This is a genomic window from Mucilaginibacter sp. UYNi724, assembly GCF_054057495.1.
Map to the genome: position 1 here is coordinate 371,316 of NZ_JBSRZI010000002.1, position 21,387 is coordinate 392,702.

General features: G+C 43.4%; 25 protein-coding genes. 12 read left to right on the forward strand and 13 right to left on the reverse strand.

Going from position 1 to position 21,387, the window contains the following annotated elements; translation table 11 throughout:
- The first annotated feature begins 17 nt into the window (after window positions 1–17).
- The 3 genes from mgtE to ACVW0P_RS04515 are packed head-to-tail and all read left to right on the forward strand — an operon-like array spanning window position 18 to window position 2,759.
- A complete protein-coding gene (mgtE, locus tag ACVW0P_RS04505) occupies window positions 18–1,367 on the forward strand; it encodes a magnesium transporter (RefSeq protein WP_457131020.1) in 1,350 nt (449 codons plus the stop codon).
- A 28-nt stretch (window positions 1,368–1,395) separates the two neighbouring features.
- Window positions 1,396–2,412, forward strand: a complete 1,017-nt coding sequence (bioB, locus tag ACVW0P_RS04510; protein ID WP_457131021.1) for a biotin synthase BioB — start codon at window positions 1,396–1,398, stop codon at window positions 2,410–2,412.
- A gap of 32 nt (window positions 2,413–2,444) precedes the next feature.
- Window positions 2,445–2,759, forward strand: coding sequence for a ferritin family protein (locus tag ACVW0P_RS04515; protein ID WP_354430375.1), 315 nt, complete (start codon window positions 2,445–2,447; stop codon window positions 2,757–2,759).
- Between the two features lie 8 nt (window positions 2,760–2,767).
- On the opposite strand, the gene ACVW0P_RS04520 is transcribed toward ACVW0P_RS04515, so the two are convergent.
- Both ACVW0P_RS04520 and ACVW0P_RS04525 read right to left on the reverse strand, forming a co-directional pair.
- Window positions 2,768–3,046, reverse strand: coding sequence for a UBP-type zinc finger domain-containing protein (locus ACVW0P_RS04520; protein ID WP_457131022.1), 279 nt, complete (start codon window positions 3,044–3,046; stop codon window positions 2,768–2,770).
- A gap of 40 nt (window positions 3,047–3,086) precedes the next feature.
- Window positions 3,087–3,716 (reverse strand): class I SAM-dependent methyltransferase, encoded by a 630-nt coding sequence (locus ACVW0P_RS04525; RefSeq protein ID WP_457131023.1) that lies wholly within the window; start codon window positions 3,714–3,716, stop codon window positions 3,087–3,089.
- Window positions 3,717–3,868: 152 nt separating this feature from the next.
- On the opposite strand from ACVW0P_RS04525, the gene ACVW0P_RS04530 reads away from it, so the two are divergent.
- The 3 genes from ACVW0P_RS04530 (at window position 3,869) to ACVW0P_RS04540 (ending at window position 8,249) form a co-directional block, all read left to right on the forward strand.
- On the forward strand, window positions 3,869–5,125 hold the full coding sequence (locus ACVW0P_RS04530; RefSeq protein WP_457131024.1) for a putative DNA modification/repair radical SAM protein: 1,257 nt from the start codon (window positions 3,869–3,871) through the stop codon (window positions 5,123–5,125).
- Between the two features lie 2 nt (window positions 5,126–5,127).
- Window positions 5,128–5,886, forward strand: coding sequence for a TIGR03915 family putative DNA repair protein (locus tag ACVW0P_RS04535; protein WP_457131025.1), 759 nt, complete (start codon window positions 5,128–5,130; stop codon window positions 5,884–5,886).
- 1,013 nt (window positions 5,887–6,899) lie between these two features.
- On the forward strand, window positions 6,900–8,249 hold the full coding sequence (locus tag ACVW0P_RS04540) for a PhoH family protein (RefSeq protein WP_457131149.1): 1,350 nt from the start codon (window positions 6,900–6,902) through the stop codon (window positions 8,247–8,249).
- A gap of 100 nt (window positions 8,250–8,349) precedes the next feature.
- On the opposite strand, the gene ACVW0P_RS04545 is transcribed toward ACVW0P_RS04540, so the two are convergent.
- Both ACVW0P_RS04545 and ACVW0P_RS04550 read right to left on the reverse strand, forming a co-directional pair.
- Window positions 8,350–8,673, reverse strand: a complete 324-nt coding sequence (locus ACVW0P_RS04545) for a hypothetical protein (protein ID WP_457131026.1) — start codon at window positions 8,671–8,673, stop codon at window positions 8,350–8,352.
- A gap of 4 nt (window positions 8,674–8,677) precedes the next feature.
- Window positions 8,678–8,803 carry a hypothetical protein gene (locus ACVW0P_RS04550; RefSeq protein WP_457131027.1) on the reverse strand — a complete coding sequence of 42 codons (126 nt, stop codon included), beginning with the start codon at window positions 8,801–8,803 and terminating at the stop codon, window positions 8,678–8,680.
- A gap of 343 nt (window positions 8,804–9,146) precedes the next feature.
- On the opposite strand from ACVW0P_RS04550, the gene ACVW0P_RS04555 reads away from it, so the two are divergent.
- Window positions 9,147–9,347: a hypothetical protein gene (locus ACVW0P_RS04555; RefSeq protein ID WP_354430389.1), complete on the forward strand. Its 201-nt coding sequence runs from the start codon at window positions 9,147–9,149 to the stop codon at window positions 9,345–9,347.
- A gap of 191 nt (window positions 9,348–9,538) precedes the next feature.
- On the opposite strand, the gene proC is transcribed toward ACVW0P_RS04555, so the two are convergent.
- Entirely contained in the window at window positions 9,539–10,354 is an 816-nt protein-coding gene (gene proC / locus ACVW0P_RS04560) for a pyrroline-5-carboxylate reductase (RefSeq protein ID WP_457131028.1), read from the reverse strand.
- A 1-nt stretch (window position 10,355) separates the two neighbouring features.
- On the reverse strand, window positions 10,356–11,147 hold the full coding sequence (argB, locus tag ACVW0P_RS04565; RefSeq protein WP_457131029.1) for an acetylglutamate kinase: 792 nt from the start codon (window positions 11,145–11,147) through the stop codon (window positions 10,356–10,358).
- 220 nt (window positions 11,148–11,367) lie between these two features.
- Here argB and ACVW0P_RS04570 point away from each other — a divergent pair, with 220 nt between their 5' ends.
- The 4 genes from ACVW0P_RS04570 (at window position 11,368) to ACVW0P_RS04585 (ending at window position 14,776) form a co-directional block, all read left to right on the forward strand.
- Window positions 11,368–11,736: a BlaI/MecI/CopY family transcriptional regulator gene (locus tag ACVW0P_RS04570; protein ID WP_354430395.1), complete on the forward strand. Its 369-nt coding sequence runs from the start codon at window positions 11,368–11,370 to the stop codon at window positions 11,734–11,736.
- A gap of 138 nt (window positions 11,737–11,874) precedes the next feature.
- Entirely contained in the window at window positions 11,875–12,042 is a 168-nt protein-coding gene (locus ACVW0P_RS04575; RefSeq protein WP_457131030.1) for a hypothetical protein, read from the forward strand.
- Window positions 12,043–12,205: 163 nt separating this feature from the next.
- The gene (locus tag ACVW0P_RS04580; RefSeq protein WP_457131031.1) at window positions 12,206–13,504 is read left to right on the forward strand and encodes an NAD(P)/FAD-dependent oxidoreductase; all 1,299 of its coding nucleotides are present in this window, start codon (window positions 12,206–12,208) and stop codon (window positions 13,502–13,504) included.
- 27 nt (window positions 13,505–13,531) lie between these two features.
- Window positions 13,532–14,776, forward strand: a complete 1,245-nt coding sequence (locus ACVW0P_RS04585) for a cation:proton antiporter (RefSeq protein WP_457131032.1) — start codon at window positions 13,532–13,534, stop codon at window positions 14,774–14,776.
- Here the strand turns inward: ACVW0P_RS04585 and ACVW0P_RS04590 are convergent.
- From ACVW0P_RS04590 to ACVW0P_RS04620, 7 genes are all read right to left on the reverse strand, one after another.
- On the reverse strand, window positions 14,773–15,390 hold the full coding sequence (locus ACVW0P_RS04590) for an FMN-binding negative transcriptional regulator (RefSeq protein WP_457131033.1): 618 nt from the start codon (window positions 15,388–15,390) through the stop codon (window positions 14,773–14,775). The two genes, ACVW0P_RS04585 and ACVW0P_RS04590, sit on opposite strands and share 4 nt — an antisense overlap.
- Window positions 15,391–15,447: 57 nt before the next feature.
- On the reverse strand, window positions 15,448–16,398 hold the full coding sequence (locus ACVW0P_RS04595) for an acetylornithine carbamoyltransferase (protein WP_457131034.1): 951 nt from the start codon (window positions 16,396–16,398) through the stop codon (window positions 15,448–15,450).
- A gap of 55 nt (window positions 16,399–16,453) precedes the next feature.
- Window positions 16,454–17,605: an aspartate aminotransferase family protein gene (locus ACVW0P_RS04600; protein ID WP_457131035.1), complete on the reverse strand. Its 1,152-nt coding sequence runs from the start codon at window positions 17,603–17,605 to the stop codon at window positions 16,454–16,456.
- Window positions 17,606–17,714: 109 nt separating this feature from the next.
- Window positions 17,715–18,710: an N-acetyl-gamma-glutamyl-phosphate reductase gene (argC, locus tag ACVW0P_RS04605; protein WP_457131036.1), complete on the reverse strand. Its 996-nt coding sequence runs from the start codon at window positions 18,708–18,710 to the stop codon at window positions 17,715–17,717.
- Window positions 18,691–19,041, reverse strand: coding sequence for a cupin domain-containing protein (locus tag ACVW0P_RS04610; protein WP_354430413.1), 351 nt, complete (start codon window positions 19,039–19,041; stop codon window positions 18,691–18,693). Before ACVW0P_RS04610 ends, argC begins: the two co-directional genes overlap by 20 nt.
- 1 nt (window position 19,042) lies before the next feature.
- Window positions 19,043–20,239, reverse strand: a complete 1,197-nt coding sequence (argG, locus tag ACVW0P_RS04615) for an argininosuccinate synthase (protein ID WP_457131037.1) — start codon at window positions 20,237–20,239, stop codon at window positions 19,043–19,045.
- Between the two features lie 83 nt (window positions 20,240–20,322).
- Entirely contained in the window at window positions 20,323–20,976 is a 654-nt protein-coding gene (locus ACVW0P_RS04620) for a GNAT family N-acetyltransferase (RefSeq protein ID WP_457131038.1), read from the reverse strand.
- 132 nt (window positions 20,977–21,108) lie between these two features.
- Between ACVW0P_RS04620 and ACVW0P_RS04625 the strand changes: the two genes are divergently transcribed.
- Complete coding sequence (locus ACVW0P_RS04625; protein WP_354430419.1) at window positions 21,109–21,351, forward strand: hypothetical protein; 243 nt, start codon at window positions 21,109–21,111, stop codon at window positions 21,349–21,351.
- Window positions 21,352–21,387 lie beyond the last annotated feature (36 nt).

A 21,387-nucleotide genomic window follows, 5' to 3' on the forward strand; every position in this document is an offset into this window, starting at 1 on the left:
GCTTATTTTGCCTGCATATGCAATCTTTTGAAATAGATAAAACAGACTTACTCCGCTTTAAAACCGCCCTCGAAGGCGATGATGCTGAATTACAGTCGGTTCTGAAAGAGTACCACTCTTCGGAGATTGCCATTTTGTTCGAAAGGCTGCCGCAGGAAGCAAAGGAACGCATCATTAATCTTCTTTCTACTGAGATTGCCACCGAGGTTATTTCTGAGATGGACGAGGAGGCCCACCCCGAAGAGCTTTTGATAGGACTGCACCCCGAAAAGCGTACCGAGATTGTTGAAGAGATGGATTATGACGTTGCGACGGATATTATCTCTCAACTTGACGAGGAAGACCAGCAGGAAATTCTTGACGATATTGACCACGAAGATGCAACCAGCATCCGCGCGTTGTTAAACTACGACGAGGACACAGCCGGTGGTTTGATGAACTCGGACGTGATCTGCGTGAACATCAACCTGGATAAGAAAGAAGCGCTCGACGAGATCATCCGTCAATCTGAAGAGATGGAGGAATTTTATACTATTTACGTGGTGAACGATGCTAAGATCTTACAGGGAATTGTCTCTATTAAAGATATTATAAAAGCACGCAGCGAAGCCAAAGTGCGCGATCTGGTACAAACCGACTACGTTTATGTTAAAGCCGAGCTTGACCAGGAAGAGGTAGCCAAACTGATCTCGCAATACAACTTGACTACCATCCCTGTAGTTAACGACGACATGAAGCTATTGGGCCGCATTACAGTCGATGATATCATCGACGTTATGGAGGCCGAGAACACCGAAGATATTTTAAAGATCTCCGGAGTATCTGAAGATGAAGAGTTGAGCGGTAACTGGCAGGACGCTGTAAAAAGCCGTTTGCCGTGGTTGATCGTTAATCTTGGAACCGCATTTTTGGCGGCATCCGTCATCAGGCATTTTAGTGTTGTGGAAGAACGCCTGCCTATTATTGTGGCCTACATGAGCATTATAAGCGGAATGGGCGGTAACGCGGCAACACAGGCACTTGCGGTAACCGTTAGGCGTATCTCGTTAAGCGACCTTACAGACAGGCAAACCTACACAACCGTTGTAAAAGAGGTTTCCGTTGGGATGATAAACGGCGGCGCAAATGGTTTGATAGTGTTGATGTTTGCGATATTTTACGATAAAAACCCTATGCTTGGGCTGGTGTTGTTCCTGGCCATGACGGGTAACTTATTGATAGCCGGATTAACAGGAGCAGGTATCCCGCTGATACTAAAAAGGGTAGGGATAGACCCTGCAGTGGCGTCATCTATCATCATCACTACATTTACAGACTGTATTGGATTTTTGCTGCCTTTGTGGCTTGCAAGCCAACTTTTATTATAATTTTGACCCTTTCAAAACGCATACTATTATGACTGAAGTTAGATACGACTGGACACAGGAAGAAATTTCAAAAATATATCACTCACCACTACTTGACCTCATCTTTCGCGCGGGTACCATTCACCGCGAGAACAAGGATTACGCAGAGGTGCAAATAAGCTCGCTTATCTCTATAAAAACAGGCGGCTGCCCAGAGGATTGCGCTTATTGCCCGCAGGCGGCGCGTTACAATACCGGCGTTGATGTGCACGCCATTATGCCGAAAGAAGAAGTTATTGCGGTAGCACAAAAAGCAAAGAATGGCGGTGCTTCAAGGCTTTGTATGGGTGCTGCATGGCGCGAAGTACGCGATAACCGCGACTTTGACAAGGTGATAGATATGGTGAAAGCCGTGAACGAACTGGATATGGAAGTTTGCTGTACATTGGGCATGCTTACGAAAAGCCAGGCACAGCGTTTAGCAGATGCAGGCCTGTATGCTTACAACCACAACTTAGATACATCTGAAGATGATTACAAACGTATCATCACCACCCGTACTTATGACGACCGTTTACAAACTTTAGACCACGTGCGCAAAGCAAAGATCTCTGTCTGCAGCGGCGGGATCATTGGCCTTGGCGAAACAGCGCAGGACAGGATCTCGATGCTAAAAACATTATCAAACATGCCGAAGCACCCCGAGTCAGTACCTATTAACGCATTGGTACCTGTGCAGGGCACGCCACTGGCAGATCAGCCACGCGTATCTGTTTGGGATATGGTGAGGATGATAGCAACCACGCGTATCATCATGCCTAAAACCGTTGTAAGACTATCTGCAGGCCGTACCGAAATGAGTACGGTTGAGCAAGCCATGTGTTTTATGGCTGGCGCCAACTCTATCTTTGCCGGCGAAAAATTATTGACTACACCAAACCCATCATTTGATGAAGATATGGCGATGTTCCAGTTGTTGGGCTTAACCCCGCGTAAGGCATTCAAAAATGGCCGTCCCAATGTGTCTAAAGAAATAAGGGAAATGAGCATCAACGAGGTGATATAATAGAATCATTTTATCCTGTAAAACAAAACGCTATGGCATTTGATCAATACCACGAACCGGCAAATGAATTGTCGGACGAGACCCGCACCTTTGCTCGTATGATAGTTTCCCTTGGCGAAGAAGCTGAGGCCATCAACTGGTACGAACAACGCATCTCGGTAGAGAAAGACCCGCAGGCAAAAGCAATTATGCAGAACGCCCAACACGAAGAATTTAAACACTTTGGTATGGACCTGGAATTTCTGTTGCGCAAAAAACCCGTATGGCGCAAAACCCTGCAAGCCATTTTATTTAAAGAAGGCGATATAGTTGAACTTGGTGAAAAAGGCGAAGAAGCGTCGGAGTAATCAAATTCCTAATATTCCGCGAATTGCTCATCAGGATAACACCAAAGCCAGCGTTCGCCGGGCTGGGCCGATGCTATTACGGGGTGGTGTTCGGCATTATAATGCTTAGTCATGTGCTGTTCATCGCTTTGGTCGCAGCATAGCGTTACGCCACAGGTTTGGCAGGTACGCAGATGGAACCATTCGGTGCCTTGTTTTACGCACTCTTCGCATACCTGGTCGTCGCTTAGTTTAATTTCTTTGATGGCTTGCAGGTGCTGACAAAAGCTTGGATCTAAATCTGGCATAGGTGATGTCATTTATAAGCTAAGATAGTAAAGCGAATTTTTATTTAACACCTTTTCTACATTTAATGAGGAAAAAAGGATATGTTTCATCTACCTTGGTAACCTCTAATAATCCGTAATCAGCAAACTCTGCCGCTACAGAAGCATCATCATAAAAATGCATTTTAACTCCTTCAAATATCTCATATCTGTCTTTGCTTATAAATGTGCCCTTGCCATAAGTGTGTGCTTGCTTTGTAATAGCCGTAAAAAGCATATAACCACCACTTGCTAATTGGGCGTAGCAGTCGCTAATAAGTTTAGCACGTTCATCAGTATCCAATAAATGAATTAAGGCATAGCAAAAGATACCGTCGTAAACGTGCGCGTCAAAAGGCATATCGGTTACCGAACCATGGTAAATGTACATGTCTGTATTATAATGTTTTCTTGCCAGCGCGATGGCCGTTTCCGAGATCTCGATACCGGTAACTTTTATCCCGTTTTCTAAGAAGACCTGCGCATTCCGTCCATAACCTATACCGGGAATAAGAATATCTTTTACAGACTCTTGAGTAAAAAAGTCTCTAACCAAAACAGCCGACTTAGCCGGCTCAAGACCCCACATTTCCTTATTTTTTTGAAAACTCGCCTCCCAAATTTCCGGTTGTTTATTTTTCTCTTCCGACACACGTGATTATTTATGCAACAAAGTTGCAATTAAATAGTGTATTTTCCAAGATATTAATTAAAACTTACGCCTTTAAAATACTCCTAAAACATCTGAAATAAATTTCATATCATCATATAAATTGCTAATTATATTAGTATTTTTGAATTGATATGAATGTAGACAGGATAACGGAGAAGTTGAACATATTGGCCGATGCGGCAAAATACGATGTATCATGCTCCAGCAGTGGCAGTAAACGTAAAAACGACAACAAGGGCCTTGGTAATGCCAGTAATGGAATTTGTCACTCTTACACCGAGGATGGGCGATGTGTGTCGCTGCTAAAGATACTCCTGACTAACCATTGTATTTTCGATTGTGCATATTGTGTTTCCCGTAAAAGTAACGATATCCAGCGCGCGGCCTTTACCGTGCAGGAGGTTGTAGACCTTACTATCAACTTTTACCGCCGTAATTATATTGAAGGCTTGTTTCTGAGTTCAGGCATTTTTAAAGATGCCGATTATACGATGGAGCGCCTTGTCCGTATTGCCAAAAAACTCCGTACTGAAGAAAACTTTAACGGCTACATCCACCTTAAATCTATCCCAGGTGCCAGCGATGAACTGATGAACGAAGCCGGCCTATACGCCGACCGCCTGAGTGTTAACCTGGAGATGCCTACTGAAGCAGGTTTAAAATTGTTAGCGCCCGATAAAAATCAGGCCGACATGATAAAACCGATGGGCTTTCTAAAAAATGCCATCATTCAACGCAAGGAAGAGAAGAAGCTTTTTAAAAAAGCGCCGATATTTGCACCGGCCGGGCAAAGCACACAAGTTATTATTGGCGCCACGCCAGAGAATGATAGCCAGGTACTGCAATCGGCCAACTACTTTTACAAAAACTTTAATTTAAAGCGGGTTTATTATTCGGGTTATGTGCCGGTATTGGCGGATAGCCGTTTGCCTGCCTTAAATACCAGCGTGCCCATGGTGCGCGAGAACCGTCTTTATCAAGCCGATTGGCTGATGCGTTTCTACGGTTTTAAAGTGAACGAGATAGTAAATGACAACCAGCCACATCTCGATCTTGATATCGACCCTAAGCTAAGTTGGGCCATCCGCAATATGCAGTCGTTCCCGGTTAATATTAATAAGGCCGATCTGCAAATGATCTTACGCGTGCCCGGTATCGGCTTGTTATCGGCACAAAAAATTGTTAAGGCACGCATGTTCGGCAAACTTAACTGGGATCAGCTTAAAAAAATGGGAGTGGCCCTAAACCGCGCCAAATACTTCATAACTTGTAATAGCCCCCAATTTGAAAAGCGGGACCTAACCGGCAGCAACATCAAGCAATTTATATTGGCAACATCGCAAAGCAAATTTTTGAAGAACACGCAGGTGCAGCTAAACCTATTTTAAACATGACCACCCTAATGTACGATGGCACCTTTGAAGGTTTGCTTACCGCTGTGTTTGAGGTGTATGACCGCAAACTGGACAAGGTGAACCTTCAGAAAAATGGAACGGATACCAGTGCAATGTTTGAAGATAAACTGCAGGTGATAACCGATGAGGCACGCGCTAACCGGGTGTTGAAAGGGTTAAGCCGAAAGATCTCGGCAATGGGGGTACAGCGCCTGTATGCCGCCCACCTTGCCGAAATGGATGGCGAGGATAATAATTTGATGGGTTATTTGCGCTATGCATTTGATGCCAAACAAAATATCGAGGAAGATTACGGCAATAAGTATGTAATGCGTGTTTCAGAAATGGTGCGTATGGTGCGGCGCGAAAAGCATAGGATGGAGGCCTTTGTCCGGTTTCAAAAATTAAAGGACGATACTTTTTATGCCGGGGTAGAGCCCGACTTTAATGTGTTGCCATTGTTGATCCGCCATTTTAAAAGCCGCTATGCCGATCAAAAATGGATCATTTATGATATCAGGCGCAAATACGGCATCTATTATAACCTGCATAATTGCGAGTTTATATCGCTTGACTTTGCCAACGAGAGTAAACCAAGCGACGTAATGGCCGCTTTTAACGAAGATGAAGGCATTTACCAGCACCTGTGGAAGAACTATTTTACCAGTGTGAACATCCCGTCGCGCAAAAACACGAAACTGCATGTGCGCCATATCCCTAAAAGATACTGGAAGCATTTAACAGAGAAAATCTGAAATTGTCTATTTTACGCTTTTTTAATTTATTGAGATACGTGGCTTAATTGAATGCTGTGGATAAAGGGCGATGTTTATAAACCTGCTTCAAGCGGCATAAAGTCTTATCTGTTAATATCAAACCCATGTGGATAAACCTTAAATTTTTGTTAATAACGTGTTAAAAAGAAAACCAAAATAAATTTGCAAAAAGGGCCTGCATGTCCCTATATTGTAATCATCAAGAACGACGTACTTTGACAGCCTTACAGGAATACAGAAACTTAATCGGGTGAACCTCAGGGGGAACTAAAGATAAGGGAAGTGCCTGAGTCATTTGAAGGGAATAGGATACGAAAGTAATTTACCCCGGAAATGGTTAACGAGGTATTATGGGTTTTGCGAGAGTCTAAGGAAAGCAGCAAACAAAATAATGACCTTGAAGGAATCGGCGTTAGCGTAACAATGAGAAATCGGCATTCATAAAGAATAAAGAGGTAGCAGCGTTGCACGGATAACGAAGGAGTCGACTTCCCCTCGGGAGAAGTGACAAGATCAGTATTTGTATACGAGATGACCCATCTGCACTCGCAAGAGGAACGAAGGACGCATACGGAACGAATTTGAAGGAGTTGCCATCCGCAAGGAGACAGACAAGATCAGCAGCAGTGTTAACATTTGAGACATCGGCATTTGCAGGGATAAAGAGACATCAGCGTTCGCAATAACAAAGAGGGGAGCAGGTCGGTTAATTTTACACAAAACTTGATGCTTCATGACGGGCTATGGTCATTCATGAGGGCAGGAAAAACGGGAGTCATTTCGCAAGAAGAGGCTTCCGTTTTCCTATTTTAAGGGGATTTTATTAAAGTGTTTATTCGTGAGTTGCTATAATCAGGAATAACTTATTTGTTCTTAAGCATTTTTAAGCCGTTGCAAAAGGTGATTTTTTGGCGGCTGTTCAGCTTTCCCAACAATCTGTACATTTTCAACAACTGCCGCAAGTCACCAATCAAAATGCCTATTTTGCATTGATGAAGGAATCTACAGGAAAAACCGACGGAAAGAAAAAAATATTTGTGCTGGATACCTCGGTCATACTTTATGACCATAATGCCTTTGAGAACTTCCAGGAACATGACGTAGCCATACCTATACAGGTATTAGAAGAGCTGGACAATATGAAGAGCGGCAACGATACCCGCAATTTTGAGGCCCGCAGCTTTATCAGGCTGATGGACGATATGTCGAAAAGCCGCCTGATAAACCAGTGGATCCCGCTAAACGGTAAAAGCAAAGGCTGTTTCAAGGTGATCATGGATGCGAAAAACAGCAGCGCCGATGCCGAAGTTGTTTTTGGGTCTGATAAGATTGACCACCGCATACTGAACGCCGCCCTGGGTGTGCAGTTTGAGAACCCGGATAAGAAGGTGATCCTGGTTTCTAAGGATATCTGCCTTAGGCTGAAAGCAAAATCCCTTAACCTTTACGCAGAAGACTACGAAACCGGCAAGGTGAAAAACCTGGAAGAATTATACAGCGGCAAAACGACGTTGAATAAGGTCACAGAAAAACTTTTAGCTAAACTGAATAAGAATGATAGCCTTTCTATAGACGAGCTGGACGTCGACCCGAAAGCCGGCAACCAATTTTATATCTTAAACAGCAAAAATGGTTCGGCAACTGGTTTTTACAATTCGCAAAGCGGTTTGTTGGAAAAAGTGACAGAGCAACCGGTATTAAATATATACCCGCGTAACGCCGAACAGGCGTACGCCATCCACGCCCTCTTGCACCCGGATATTAAGCTTGTAACCATACAGGGTAACGCCGGTACAGGTAAAACCCTGCTGGCTTTAGCCAGTGCGCTGGAGCAGCGCAAGCATTACCGCCAAATCTTTGTAACACGCCCAATAGTGCCGCTAAGCAACAAGGATATTGGTTTTTTGCCCGGCGACGTAAAATCAAAAATAGACCCATACATGGCCCCAATATGGGATAACCTGAAGTTTATTAAAGACCAGTTTGCCGAAGATGAGAAGATGCAGGCCAAGCTGGATGAGCTGGTAGCTAATGATAAGATCTCTATCACACCGCTGGCATTTATTCGCGGCCGCACGCTGAGCAAGATCTTTTTTATTGTGGATGAGGCGCAGAACTTAACACCGCACGAGGTAAAAACCATTATATCCCGCGCAGGCGAAAACAGCAAGTTTGTGTTTACAGGCGATATTTACCAGATAGACACCCCTTATCTGGATGCGGAAAGTAACGGCTTATCGTATCTTATAGATAAGGCCAAAGGCCATCCACTTTATGCCCACATTACCCTGCAAAAAGGGGAGAGAAGCGAGCTTGCTAATTTAGCTACAGAAAGGTTGTAAAATACAATTGTCATCCTGAGTGGCAGCGAAAATCTAATCTACATACAGTAGGCGATTAGATGCTTCACATCCGTTCAGCATGACAAATTTATTAAAGAACTTAAGTCCTTGGCCTTTTTGGGTTAAACGCCACCAGGTAATCAAGCTCATCTGCAATGATTGTACGTTTATCAACCTGGCTGTCGTCATTTGTGTACGATTGCTTAAGCCCGGCCTTAACAAGGTTTAAAACTTGTAACAATACTTCAGGCCCCATTTTAGTGGCATTGGTGGGGAAGTAGTTACGCTGCAGCTTTACCTTATCGGCAGTTGATGCCATGCTAAATTCCCAATTATCGTCGGCTTTGAAACCGTGCTCTTTGGCAAGGTTATTTAACTCGTACAGGTACATTTTGGTTTGTAGCTCGATGCTTTGTTCGCTCATTTAATTATTTTTTGCTTGATGGATCGGAAGAAGCCGAACCTTTACCAGATTGATATGCCGACTGTTTTTTGTTTACGTTTACGGTAGGCTGTTTTTTAACTTCCTTAACCGTTTTTCTGTCTTTACTCATGGCGTTAATATTTGATGTTTAAAAGAATCCCACAATTGAACGCAGCTATTCAATTTTAAGTACGGCAGTGCCACTAAAATGATTGCGCGGAGGGAGGAATTTCTTAAAGCTAATATTTATTTTCTGTAAATGTGCAAGTTTTACTTTTTTAATAAAACAGAGTGTAAACAGGCCAGAAAGCTTAAAAGATTATTATCTGATTTACAGCACGCTACCCCTTTACGTACTGTTTAAAAGATTTTATTTATAGGTAAATCCAATTAAAATACGTACATTGTGACAAAACAGGGCATTTGCTGACACAAGCAGGTGCTTTTTTTGTTCATTTAACCCCGATAAAACTATGGCTAAATCCCAGGCAACATTCATGAAGAAACAGCTCGAAAAAAACAGGGCAAAAAAGAAAGAAGATAAAGCACAACGTAAACAAGAGCGCCAGGAAAGCTCGACCGGTGGCGACTTAGACGGTATGATGGCTTATGTCAATGAATTTGGCGAGATAGTATCAACCCCACCAGAGAAGAAAACAAACGAACCGGATTAGTCCCGTTACTATCCTTTAGATGGCCTTGCCCCAATATTCTCCTAAAAGGGCAGCGCCTTTCTGTTAAACGCAGTAATTATCTGCCATCACTTTGTATGCTTTCAGCATCTAACCAATCGGCTTCCACAAATCAAGAACTTTGCGTATAACATTGGTAGGTTTTGAGTGCTTTAAAATAAGCGTTTAAAAAATCACTCACTTTTATAAAGGGCACCGGCTTTCTCGGCAGATGTTTTGATACCTTTTATCATAGCCGAGCTAAAGCCATTATGTTCCATCTCGTTAAGGCCGGCAATGGTACAGCCTTTTGGCGATGTTACCTTATCAATTTCCTGCTCGGGGTGCGATGCCAGTTGCAATAGGAGGTCGGCGGCACCTTTCGCAGTTTGTGCGGCCATTTTAAGGGCGTCATGCGCATGGAAACCAATTTCGGTACCACCTTGTGATGCAGCGCGGATAGCACGCAGGAAGAAAGCGATACCACAGGCACAAAGCGCCGTGGCCGATGTCATCAGTTCCTCGTTTATCTGGATGCTTACCCCAACGGTATCAAACAATGATAGCACCAAACTCGTATTTTCCGCCGATGCGTTATCGGTAGCAATACAAGTCATGCTTTGCCCTATGGCGATAGCGGTATTAGGCATCGCGCGGATCACCTGCACATCCAACCCCAACTGTGTACGGATGTCCTGGCAACTAACACCCGATACCACAGAGATAAGCAGGTGTTTGGTTTGATTAGCAGCCGGTTTTATCTCGTCTAACAACTTATTCAATTGCTGCGGTAATATCGCTAATACCACAATATCAGCTTTTGTAACTGCTTCGGCATTGTTGGGAGTTACATTATAGCCTTCATCTGCCAGGCTGCTCAATGCGGCTACATTACGGCGGGTTAGGGTAATTTGCTGCGGAGTAAAAATTCCTGCTTTAACCAATCCTTTGGCTAATGCGAGCCCTATGTTACCGCTGCCTAATATGGCTATATGTTGTTGTGTTTCCATTTTATTTGCTTAAACGCGTACCAAAACTTTCTTTTTTCTCTAATTGCCCAAGGTTATCTGAGTGACCTATGATTACTGCCTTAACCCCACAGGCAATAGCGGTAAAGGCATTATCCAATTTAGGGATCATCCCGCTGTGGATGATCTGCTGCTGCTTCAATTCCTCGTACCGTTCGGGATTTATAGCCCTTATCAACGAATCCTCATCATTAATATCCTGCAACACGCCTTTTTTCTCGAAGCAGTAGATGAGCGTTGTTTCATATAATTTAGACAGGGCCACCGCTAGTGCCGATGCAATAGTATCGGCATTTGTGTTTAACAGCTGCCCCTCGCCATCGTGCGTTAGAGCACAAAAAACAGGGGTAAAGCCGCCATCCAATAACTTAGCAATGTTTTGGGGATTGATAGACCCCTCGAAAAGGTCGCCTGCGAAACCGTAGTCGATAGTTTTAACGGGGCGTTTTTTAGCGCGTATAAAATCACCGTCGGCACCGGTAAGGCCAATGGCATTATTACCATAGCGTTGTAACTGGGCTACCATGTTGTTGTTGATTAACCCGCCGTAAACCATAGTGACGATACGCAGGGTATCTATATCGGTTATCCTGCGGCCCTCGATCAGCTTGGCCTCGACACCCATACTTTCCGAGATCTGGGTGGCAACCTTGCCGCCGCCGTGCACCAGAATCTTGACCCCATCCAGCGCGGTAAAATCTTTCAGAAAACGGTGAAGGTTTTCTGAGTTATCTATTACGTTACCGCCAATTTTAATGATGTGCAGGGCTTGCATACAGTATTATATATAAGTCGATGGCAATTATAGTTATTTTTTGGGGATGGTGTAGGTTTTTTAACCACAAAGGCAATAGCGTTTTTCACAGAGGGTACAAAGTTATACATGAAAACCTTTTCAATCTTTATAATTTATACTACAGTGTTCTCCGGGTTTAAAAATTAAAACACTTATAATCAACAATATATAACTAATAAATAAGTTATAAGTTTGATTTATGGAAGAGTTAACAAAAACAGAAGAGCGGGTAATGCAGGTACTTTGGAACCTGAAGAAGGCTTTTGTGAAGGACATCATTGAAGCTATGCCCGATGAGCCAAAGCCGCCGTATAACACTATATCGTCTGTAGTTAGACTGTTGGAAAAGAAGGGCTATGTAGATTACAAAGCCTACGGCAAAACCTACGAATACTTCCCTGCCATTAGCAAAGCCGACTACCGCAAGGCATCCTTCAAAAAAATGTTTACGGGATATTTTGATAACTCGGTAGACAGCCTTTTATCCTTTATGGTTAAAGAACAAAAACTGGGTGAGGACGATATCAAAAAAATTCAGGAAATGATAGATAAAAATTTAACACCATGAAAGCCATAATTTATCTGCTACAGGTGTCGGCATGTACCGGTATCTTTTATACTTTTTATTTCCTGCTGCTGCGCAGAAGTGCAGTTGTGGAGTCGAACGGTTATAAAATAAAATTTAACATAAAACCGTCTTCTCCCTTTGAACAAATTAGAATGGGGCGACCATGTTACCTTCCGTTTTGTGCACGAAGTTAAAACAGGCACCAAAGAATACACTGTTAATGATTGGGTAGCTATAAGCAATGACATTAAAGACTACGGCATCAAAAACCCGGACTATTTTTATAAGTTCTACGAGAAGATATAACCCGATGGTCATTAGATTTTCATAAAAGCACGAAGCTAAAACCTTCGTGCTTTTTACGTTTTAACTAAAAAAACTTCCATGTTAAAACACATATCCGCTTTATCCTGTTAGATGATAAACCAGCGGTTGTTTATTCGTTAATTTGCAGCCGGTTATATAACATATGGATAAAAAAAATAGCGCTTTGCCCCGCATTATTATTATTGGCGGCGGCTTTGGCGGCGTACAACTGGCTAAAAAATTAAAGGATGCACCGGTAGAGGTCCTTCTGCTGGATAAACATAATTACCACACTTTTCAGCCGCTGCTTTATCAGGTAGCTACGGGGGCTATCGAGGGCGATTCCATCGGTTTCCCTATCAGGCGTATCTTTAATAAGCAAAAGAATTTTACATTTCACCTGGCCGAAGTGCAAAGCATTGACACGGAGAAACAAATAGTTACCGCCAACATTGGCAATCTTAAATACGATTACCTGGTGATAGCCACCGGTGCCAACACTAATTACTTTGGCAATAAGGAACTGGAACGCAACACCATGCCCATGAAAAACGTGGCAGAGGCATTGAACATCCGTAGCCTGATCCTCCAAAACCTGGAGAAAGCACTGGTAACAGCCGATAAAGCAGAACGCGATGCCTTGCTTACCTTTGTAATAGTAGGGGGCGGACCAACAGGCGTGGAGCTTGCCGGAGCTATCTCAGAACTGCGCGAATTTATTTTATGTAAGGATTATCCCGGCCTTTGCAATGCCGATATGAAGGTATTTTTGGTCGAAGGCAAGGCCGAATTGTTAGCCGCCATGTCGCCGCAGGCATCCATCAAAGCCAAAAAGTTTTTGACGGATATGGATATCACCATCTACAATAGCGTGCACGTAGAGAGCTACAATGGAAGCTTGTTGAAAATTGACGACGGTACAACTATCAACACCCGCAATGTGTTTTGGGCGGCAGGTGTAAGGGGTGAAGTGCCAACCGGCATGCCCGAAGAAAGTGTGATGAAGGGCGGCCGCTTAATTACCGACGAGATAAACCGTGTTAAAGGTTTCAGCAATGTATTTGCCATTGGCGATGTATCTGCCGTGGTTACCGAACAACATCCAATGGGTTTCCCGGGTGTGGCGCAGGTTGCCCTACAGCAGGGTAAGCATCTTGCTAAGAACATCACTAACCTCATCAACGGTGAGCCAACTACCGCATTTACTTATACCGATCTTGGTACTATGGCCACCATTGGCCGTAACAAAGCCGTTGCCGACCTGCATAAACTGCGTTTCCAAGGCTTTTTTGCATGGTTGTTGTGGATGTTCGTTCACTTAATGTCGCTTGCAGGGTTTAGCAACAAGGCCATTGTGTTTTTTAACTGGGCTGTTAACTACCTTACCCGCAACAGTGATAACAGGCTCATTATTCATTATTTTAAAACAGATACCATGACGATGGACCCGGTAGCGCGGTAAATTAGATAAGGAAATTACCGGATGAATATGTTCCTGATTATAGCGCTGCTCATCATCGTTAGCGCCGTGTACTCCTACATCAATGCGAGGTTCCTGAAACTACCGGGGACTATAGGGATAGTTACGCTCGCAATTTTAGGTTCCATTTTGACAATTATTACAGAAGCCTTATCGCCTGATATTGCAAAATACTTCACAGTTTTAGCAAAACACATTAATTTTTCTACCACGGTATTAAATGTTATGCTGGGCTTTTTGTTATTTGCTACCGCTTTTAACCTTGATACCCGTAAGCTGAAACGCGAGATGCGCCCTGTATTAATATTGAGTACTTTAGGTGTCCTTATTTCAACAGCAGCATTTGGTGCTTTATTCTATTGGATAACCGGGCTGATAGACATTAAGGTGCCTTTTATCTACTGCCTGCTTTTTGGCGCGCTGGTTTCGCCTACCGACCCGGTTGCAGTCGCGGCTGTCATCAAAGGCTCTAAACTACCTTCAAACCTCGAAACTATAATTTCCGGCGAATCGTTATTCAACGATGGTGTGGGTTTAGTATTATTCCTGTTGATATTAGAGGTAACACAATCCGGGGTAGACAACCTGGATGTTGGTAAAGCAATTTTACTTTTTACGCAGGAAGTTTTTGGAGGAATATTATTTGGGGCCATCACCGGGTGGCTGGCTTTTAAGTTGATGAAATCTGTAAATGATTTCCAGACCATAGTGTTGGTATCTTTGGCACTGGTTATGTTCGATTCTGTAATTGCATCCTACCTGCACTTATCAATACCATTAGCGGTAGTAACCGCGGGTTTATTTGTAGGTGGCCGTTCCATCAATGTTGATAATAAAGACCGTTCGCACCAGGCGTTAGAGAAATTTTGGTCGCTGATAGATGAGATCCTGAACGCCGTACTTTTTGTGATGATTGGCCTGCAAATGGTGAATGTACCCTTCATAAGCAATTACTGGATAACCGGCGGCATAGCCATTGTGATTATACTGGGGGCAAGATGGATAAGTATTATGTTGCCGCTAACCTTTCTGCGGCGGTCTTTAAACGTTAATTACAGCAGTATTAATATCCTTACCTGGGCAGGACTAAGAGGTGGGATCTCTATAGCACTTGCATTGGCTTTACCGGCATCGCCATACCGGCATTTGATCCTGTCGGGAAGTTATTTTATCGTGATATTTTCTATTGTAGTGCAGGGATTATCGCTCAACAGGCTCATCAACGCTTCTTATAAAACAGAAACCAAAGATTAGGAATCTTTCTTCATAACCGACATATACGCGGCAATTCCCTGATCATTTTTATCCAGTGAATCGCTTAAGGATGTGATGATGCTTTCGCGCTCGGTTGCTGTTCTGTTTTGGCTCAGTTTGCTTTTGCCTTGCAAGTCATCAACTAAAATCTCGAAGGCTATAATACCATTCATCATTTTAAGCTTATAATCATCCGGCAAGTTATCCCACTGCTCGCGATACCCTGCTTCATAAACGCCGATCATTTTCTCTAACAATTGGGCAACCTGGTCTTTGTCATCGATTATAGTTGCCGTGCCGTACGCGTGGATGGCGATATAATTCCAGGTAGGTACGTTGAGTTCTTTTTCGTAATTGGCAGGGGAGATGTAGGCATGCGGCTCGGTAAATATCACCAGGCTTGTTTCATTGAAAGCTGTTGCAGCTTGCGGGTTTGCTTTGGCAAAGTGAGAAATAAGAAGTAGCTGTTCGCCACGCTGTTCAACCAAAAAGGGAAGGTGGGTAGCCTCGGGTACACCGTTCAACATGGTAACTATCGTAGCGAAGCTATACTTCTGCATAAAGCTGATAGCTTCCTGATGGTCGGTTAGTTGAAAATGTTTAGGTACATACATATTCAGAGATTCAAGACTTTTAGAACCAAGAAACAAGACCAGATTATGATTTACTCATTACAACGCTTCTAACATTTGTTTTAGCACAGCTTGCGCAGCCCAAACACGGTTGCCGGCTTCGTGGATCACTATGGATCTTGGCCCGTCCAGTATCTCTGAAGATAGCTCCAGGTCGCGACGAACTGGCAGGCAGTGCATAACTTTGGCATTCGACGCTACAGCATCCAATTTAGCATTGGTAAGCATCCAATTTTCGTTGCCAGCGGTTACCGCGCCATAAGGCTCATAAGCCGACCAGTTTTTTACGTAGATAAAATCCGCGTCCTTTAGTGCTTCATCCTGGTTATGGGTGATGGTTGCGCCTTTTGTAAAATCGGCATTAAGCCCGTATCCTGCCGGGTGGGTAATGGTAAAATCCACATCAGCCTGGCACATCCATTCGGCAAAAGAATTTGGCACAGCCTGCGGCAGGGCCTTTATATGCGGCGCCCAGGTCAATACTACCTTCGGGCGTTCTTTAGTTTTTAATTCTTCGATGGTAACTAAATCTGCAAGGCTTTGTAGTGGGTGACGTGTAGCCGACTCTAAACTAACCACGGGCACTTTGCAAAACTCAACGAATTTGTTAAAAATAGTTTCGCTATAATCCTCCTCACGATCTTTTAACCCGGGGAAAGAACGCACGCCAATAATGTCAGAATATTCGCCCATAACACCTGCGGCTTCGCGGATATGCTCCACAGTAGTACCGTTCATGATCACGTTATCGCGCAGCTCAAGTGCCCAACCTTCTTTATCTATGTTCAGCACAATTACGTTCATACCTAAATTTGCACCGGCCTTTTGGGTGCTCATGCGGGTACGCAGGCTGGGGTTTAGGAAAATAAGACTTAAGGTTTTATTTTTACCCAAATGCTGGTGCGCATACGGGTTTTGTTTCATTTGCAATGCTTCGGCAACCAGCGCCCTTACATCTTTAACGTCGTTTACCGAAGAGAATAGTTTCATGAGAACCTGTTTAACCGCACCTTAAATCCCGTTCCGGGGAGTGGGACTTTAATGATTATGTTGTAAATATATCTAATTTCGAGTTATTTAAAGTTGTAGCAAATGCTTCCAGGAACCTGTCCGCAAAAGCTTTGGTAAGGTTTAATGCCGGGAGCAGCCTAACCACGTTTGGTTTAGCTTCGCCGGTGAAGATCTTGTGTTTAAACAACAGGTCTTTTTTAACGTTGCTCAATTCTTCCGGCAGGTCGATGCCAATCATCAGGCCGCGGCCGCGCACATCTTTTACCTTGTCAAATTTCTTCAGCTCTTCGATAAGGTAGCCACCAATATCCGCCGCGTTTTGCATTAGGTTATCGCGTTCGATAACTTCAAGTACGGCTAAACCTGCGGCGCATGCCAGGTGGTTGCCACCAAAGGTAGTACCCAGCATACCATAAGAAGGGGCGATTTTTGGTGAGATAATGATCCCGCCAACAGGGAAGCCATTACCCATACCCTTAGCCATAGAATATATATCGGCTTTGATGCCGGCAAAATCATGGGAGAAGAATTTACCTGTACGGCCATAACCGCACTGTACCGAATCGGCTATAAAAACAGCGTTATGAGTATCGCAAAGCGACCTAATCTTTTGCAGGAAACGCACAGGCGCAACCTGTATGCCGCCAACACCCTGTATGCCTTCGATGATAACGGATGATACCTCGTTATCTTTAAATGCTTCTTCCAAAGCCGCTTCATCATTCCACGGCAGGAATATTACATTGTCGGTCTCATTTATTGGTGCAACGATCTTTGGGTTATCCGTAACAGCGACAGCCAATGATGTACGGCCATGAAACGCTTTCCTAAACGCGATTACCTTCTTTTTACCGTTATAAAAAGACGCCAGTTTTAAGGCGTTCTCGTTAGCTTCTGCACCAGAATTACAAAGGAATAGTTGATAATCTTCTTTACCGGAAACATGACCAAGTTTTTCTGCAAGTTGCGTTTGCAACGGGATCTCAATAGAGTTGGAGTAAAAACCTATCTGGTGTAGTTGGTCTTCCAATCGCTTTACGTAATGCGGGTTGGTATGGCCGATAGAAATTACCGCGTGCCCACCGTAAAGGTCAAGGTACTCAATGCCCTTATCGTCATAAACAAGGCTGCCCATGCCACGGGTAATATTTATATTATTTATAGGATAAACGTCGAATAATTTCATTTGTGTTAAGCTTGAGGCTGAAAGCTAAAAGACCAAAGCTTTTGTTTCAGCACATTATAAGAACAATTAAAGCTTTTCGCTTTAGACCTTCTACTTTGGGGCTTTCGGCTTAAAAGCCGGTCGCCTTAAGTCGTAATCCTGCGCGTTCATCCAGGCCAAACATGATGTTCATGTTTTGAACCGCCTGGCCACTCGCGCCTTTAAGTAAGTTATCCATTATGCTGATAATAAAGATCTTATTATCGTGTTTTTTAACCTGTATAAAGCATTTGTTGGTATTCACAATTTGTTTAAGGTCGATATCTTTATTGGTTACATGCGTAAACGGATGGCTTGCATAATAATCCTTATAAAGGTTTAAAACATCCGCTTCGCTTAGGTCGCTTTCGGTATAAATGGAAGCGATGATTCCACGTGTAAAGCCACCCCGGTATGGCACAAAGTTAAGTTCTTTATCAAAACCAGCTTGTAATTGTCTTAACGACTGGCTTATTTCACCCAAATGCTGGTGATTAAATACTTTGTAGACAGACAGGTTATCGTTCCTCCAGGTAAAGTGCGAAGTAGGCGAAAGGCTTTGCCCTGCACCTGTAGATCCCGTGGTTGCGGTAATATGCACTTCGTTATCCAGCAAACCTTTGCTTGCAAGCGGTAACAAACCTAATTGTAAACAGGTTGCAAAACAACCCGGGTTGGCAATGTTATCTGCAGATCTAATTTCTTCCCTGTTTAGCTCCGGAAGACCGTACGTAAAGTTTTTACTTTTGAATTTTGAATTTTGATTTAAACGGAAATCCTGGCTCAGGTCAATTATTTTGATATGCTCCGGGATCGCGTTTGCCTCTAAAAACTTTTTAGCATCGCCATGGCCGACACATAAGAATAGCAAATCGATATTGTAAGCTAACTGATCGGTAAATTGCAAAGTAGTATCGCCAAACAGATCAGTATGTACATCGTAAACGTGGTTGCCCGCGTTACTGTTGCTATGCACAAATACGATTTCCACATCGGGGTGGTTAATCAAGATCCGCAGCATTTCGCCGCCGGTATAACCCGCGCTGCCAACAATGCCTGCCTTTATTTTAGAGGTTGATTCTGTCATTTTTTGTAGATGGTGATGAGTACAAGATAAATTCGAGGTCGCTGCTTTCTTTATTGCTTACAAAGTGGTGCTGCCCCGGTTTAATTTCTATGCCCTGCTCGGGTTTTAAAACGCTTATAATTCCATCAATTGAAAATGTTGCCCTGCCTTTAAGGATAAAGAAAAACTGCGAAGCTTTTTCGTGATAATGCTTTTTCTCGGCGGTATCCGGCGGCATCAATTCCTGTTTTATCGATAATGCATCGGTATCAACATAATTCCAGCCGTAGCAATCGTCGCCCCATTTATAGGTGCTTAAACATTCGCTTCTAGAAAAGATGGGGTTCTCCATATTATTGTTCCTGTCCGTTTACTTTATGGTAGATCATTACCTGGTTACCAAATATCTTGCTGAAGCCTTTTACATCTTCGCCGCTCCATGAATTATTCATCTCTCCGTAGCTGCCAAATTTATTGCTCATCAGGTCATGGTCCGACTCGATACCGATCACCTGGAAACGGTACGGGTGTAACTCGACAAACACCTTACCACTCACATTCTTTTGCGTGTCGGTAAGGAAAGCCTCCATGTTACGCATAATAGGATCGTGAAACTGCCCTTCGTGCAGCCAGTTGCCATAGAAAGCAGATAATTGATCTTTCCATGACAACTGCCATTTGGTAAGCACATGTTTCTCTAAAGTATGATGTGCTTTTATAATTACCATTGGCGCGGCAGCTTCAAAACCTACACGTCCCTTTATACCGATTATCGTATCACCTACGTGGATATCGCGGCCAATGCCGTAAGGTTGTGCGATAGCTTGTAATGCCTGTATTGCTTTGGTTGGATGGTCGTATTTTTCGGTATCGATGCCAACCAGTTCGCCTTGCTCAAATACAAGCTCTAAAGTTTTGGGCTCGGATGCGGTAACCTGTGTAGGCCACGCATCTTCGGGTAGGCCTAAGTTGGAGGTTAAAGTTTCTTTACCACCTACCGATGTGCCCCAGATGCCTTTGTTGATTGAGTACTTCGCTTTCTCGAAGTTCATTTCAACGCTGTGTTTCTTCAGGTATTCAATTTCTGCTTCGCGGCTTAGTTTAAGGTCGCGGATAGGGGTAATGATCTTAACCTCGGGCACCAATATGTTAAAGATCATATCGAAACGCACCTGGTCGTTACCAGCGCCTGTGCTGCCATGGGCAACAAATTCGGCACCAATTTCTTTGGCGTAATTGGCAATTGCAGTTGCCTGGCTAACCCGTTCGGCACTTACCGAAAGAGGATAGGTGTTATTTTTTAATACGTTACCGTATATCAAAAAGCGCACGCAGGTATTATAGAAATTTTCGGTCTCGTTTACCACGTGGTGAGAGGTTACGCCCATTTGGTAGGCACGTTCTTCAACGCCCTTAAGCTCTTCATCACTAAAACCACCTGTGTTTACAAGTACCGAGTGAACTTCGTAACCCAGATCGCGTGTTAAATAAATACAGCAAAATGAGGTGTCTAATCCGCCGCTGTATGCCAGTACTACTTTTTGTTTCATGTTTTTATATTCTTAAAAACGCGATACTTCGCATCTATGTATTATTTATTCTACGAAGGCGCGGAGTATCGCGCCTCTACAATTTAACTTAAAGAGACTATTTTCTCCAAGCGCTTCTTAAATGCCGCCTCAATCCGTTCAAGCAACGTGGCCTTGTGCGTTATCTTTTGCATTTTTTCTTCATATTGTTTCTGAACAACTTCCGGGTCGAATAGCATGGCGGTGCACATGCAGTTCTTACGGTCTTTACTCATCAAAATATCATAATTAACGCAGCTGCGGCAGCCTTTCCAAAAATCCTCGTCCTGGGTAAGTTCAGAATAGGTAACAGGTTCGTAACCTATCTCCGAATTTATTTTCATCACAGCCAAACCCGTGGTCAATCCAAAAAGCTTAGCCTCGGGGTATTTTTTGCGCGATAGTTCAAATATTTTATGCTTAATGGCTTTAGCTAAACCTGCTTTACGATAAATAGGGTTCACGATCAAACCCGAGTTGGCAACAAAATCGCCGTGGCTCCAGGTCTCGATATAGCAAAAGCCGGCCCATGTGCCATCCTTGTGCAAAGCAATTACCGCTTTGCCTTCCAGCATTTTATTGGCAACATACTCGGGCGAACGCTGGGCTATACCCGTACCACGCGCCTTGGCCGATTCTGCCATTTCATCACATATTATAGGCGCAAAATCTGCATGTTGTGCAGTGGCTACGGTTATGTCAAAATCTTGTATGGTCATTATTGTAGTAAAAATTACCGGTAAATTATTGGCTGTAAGCCATAATAATTAGAGGGACATTGTTTAAAGAAGTTTAAAAGCCTTCTTTATCGCAGGGAAGGGGTAGACTATAGCCTAATTAAAACCCGTGGGATGAACAATCGTCGTCGGGTGGTGGGAGAGAAAAATAAAACAAAAGAAAATAAAGCAGTGGCAACCATAGCAAAAAACGCGTTGGTATCCATCCTGTTTATGTTTTGTTTGATCATTTTATGTAAAGTGTTATACTTTTTAAATTTTGTGCAAATTATTGCATTAAATTTTACTTATGCAAGAAAAAACTGTTATAATTTGCCTGTAGCCACAAAACATTACAATCAGGAAATGTTAATATAACAGATACACCGTTGGTCTGACAAATGGCGTTAAATC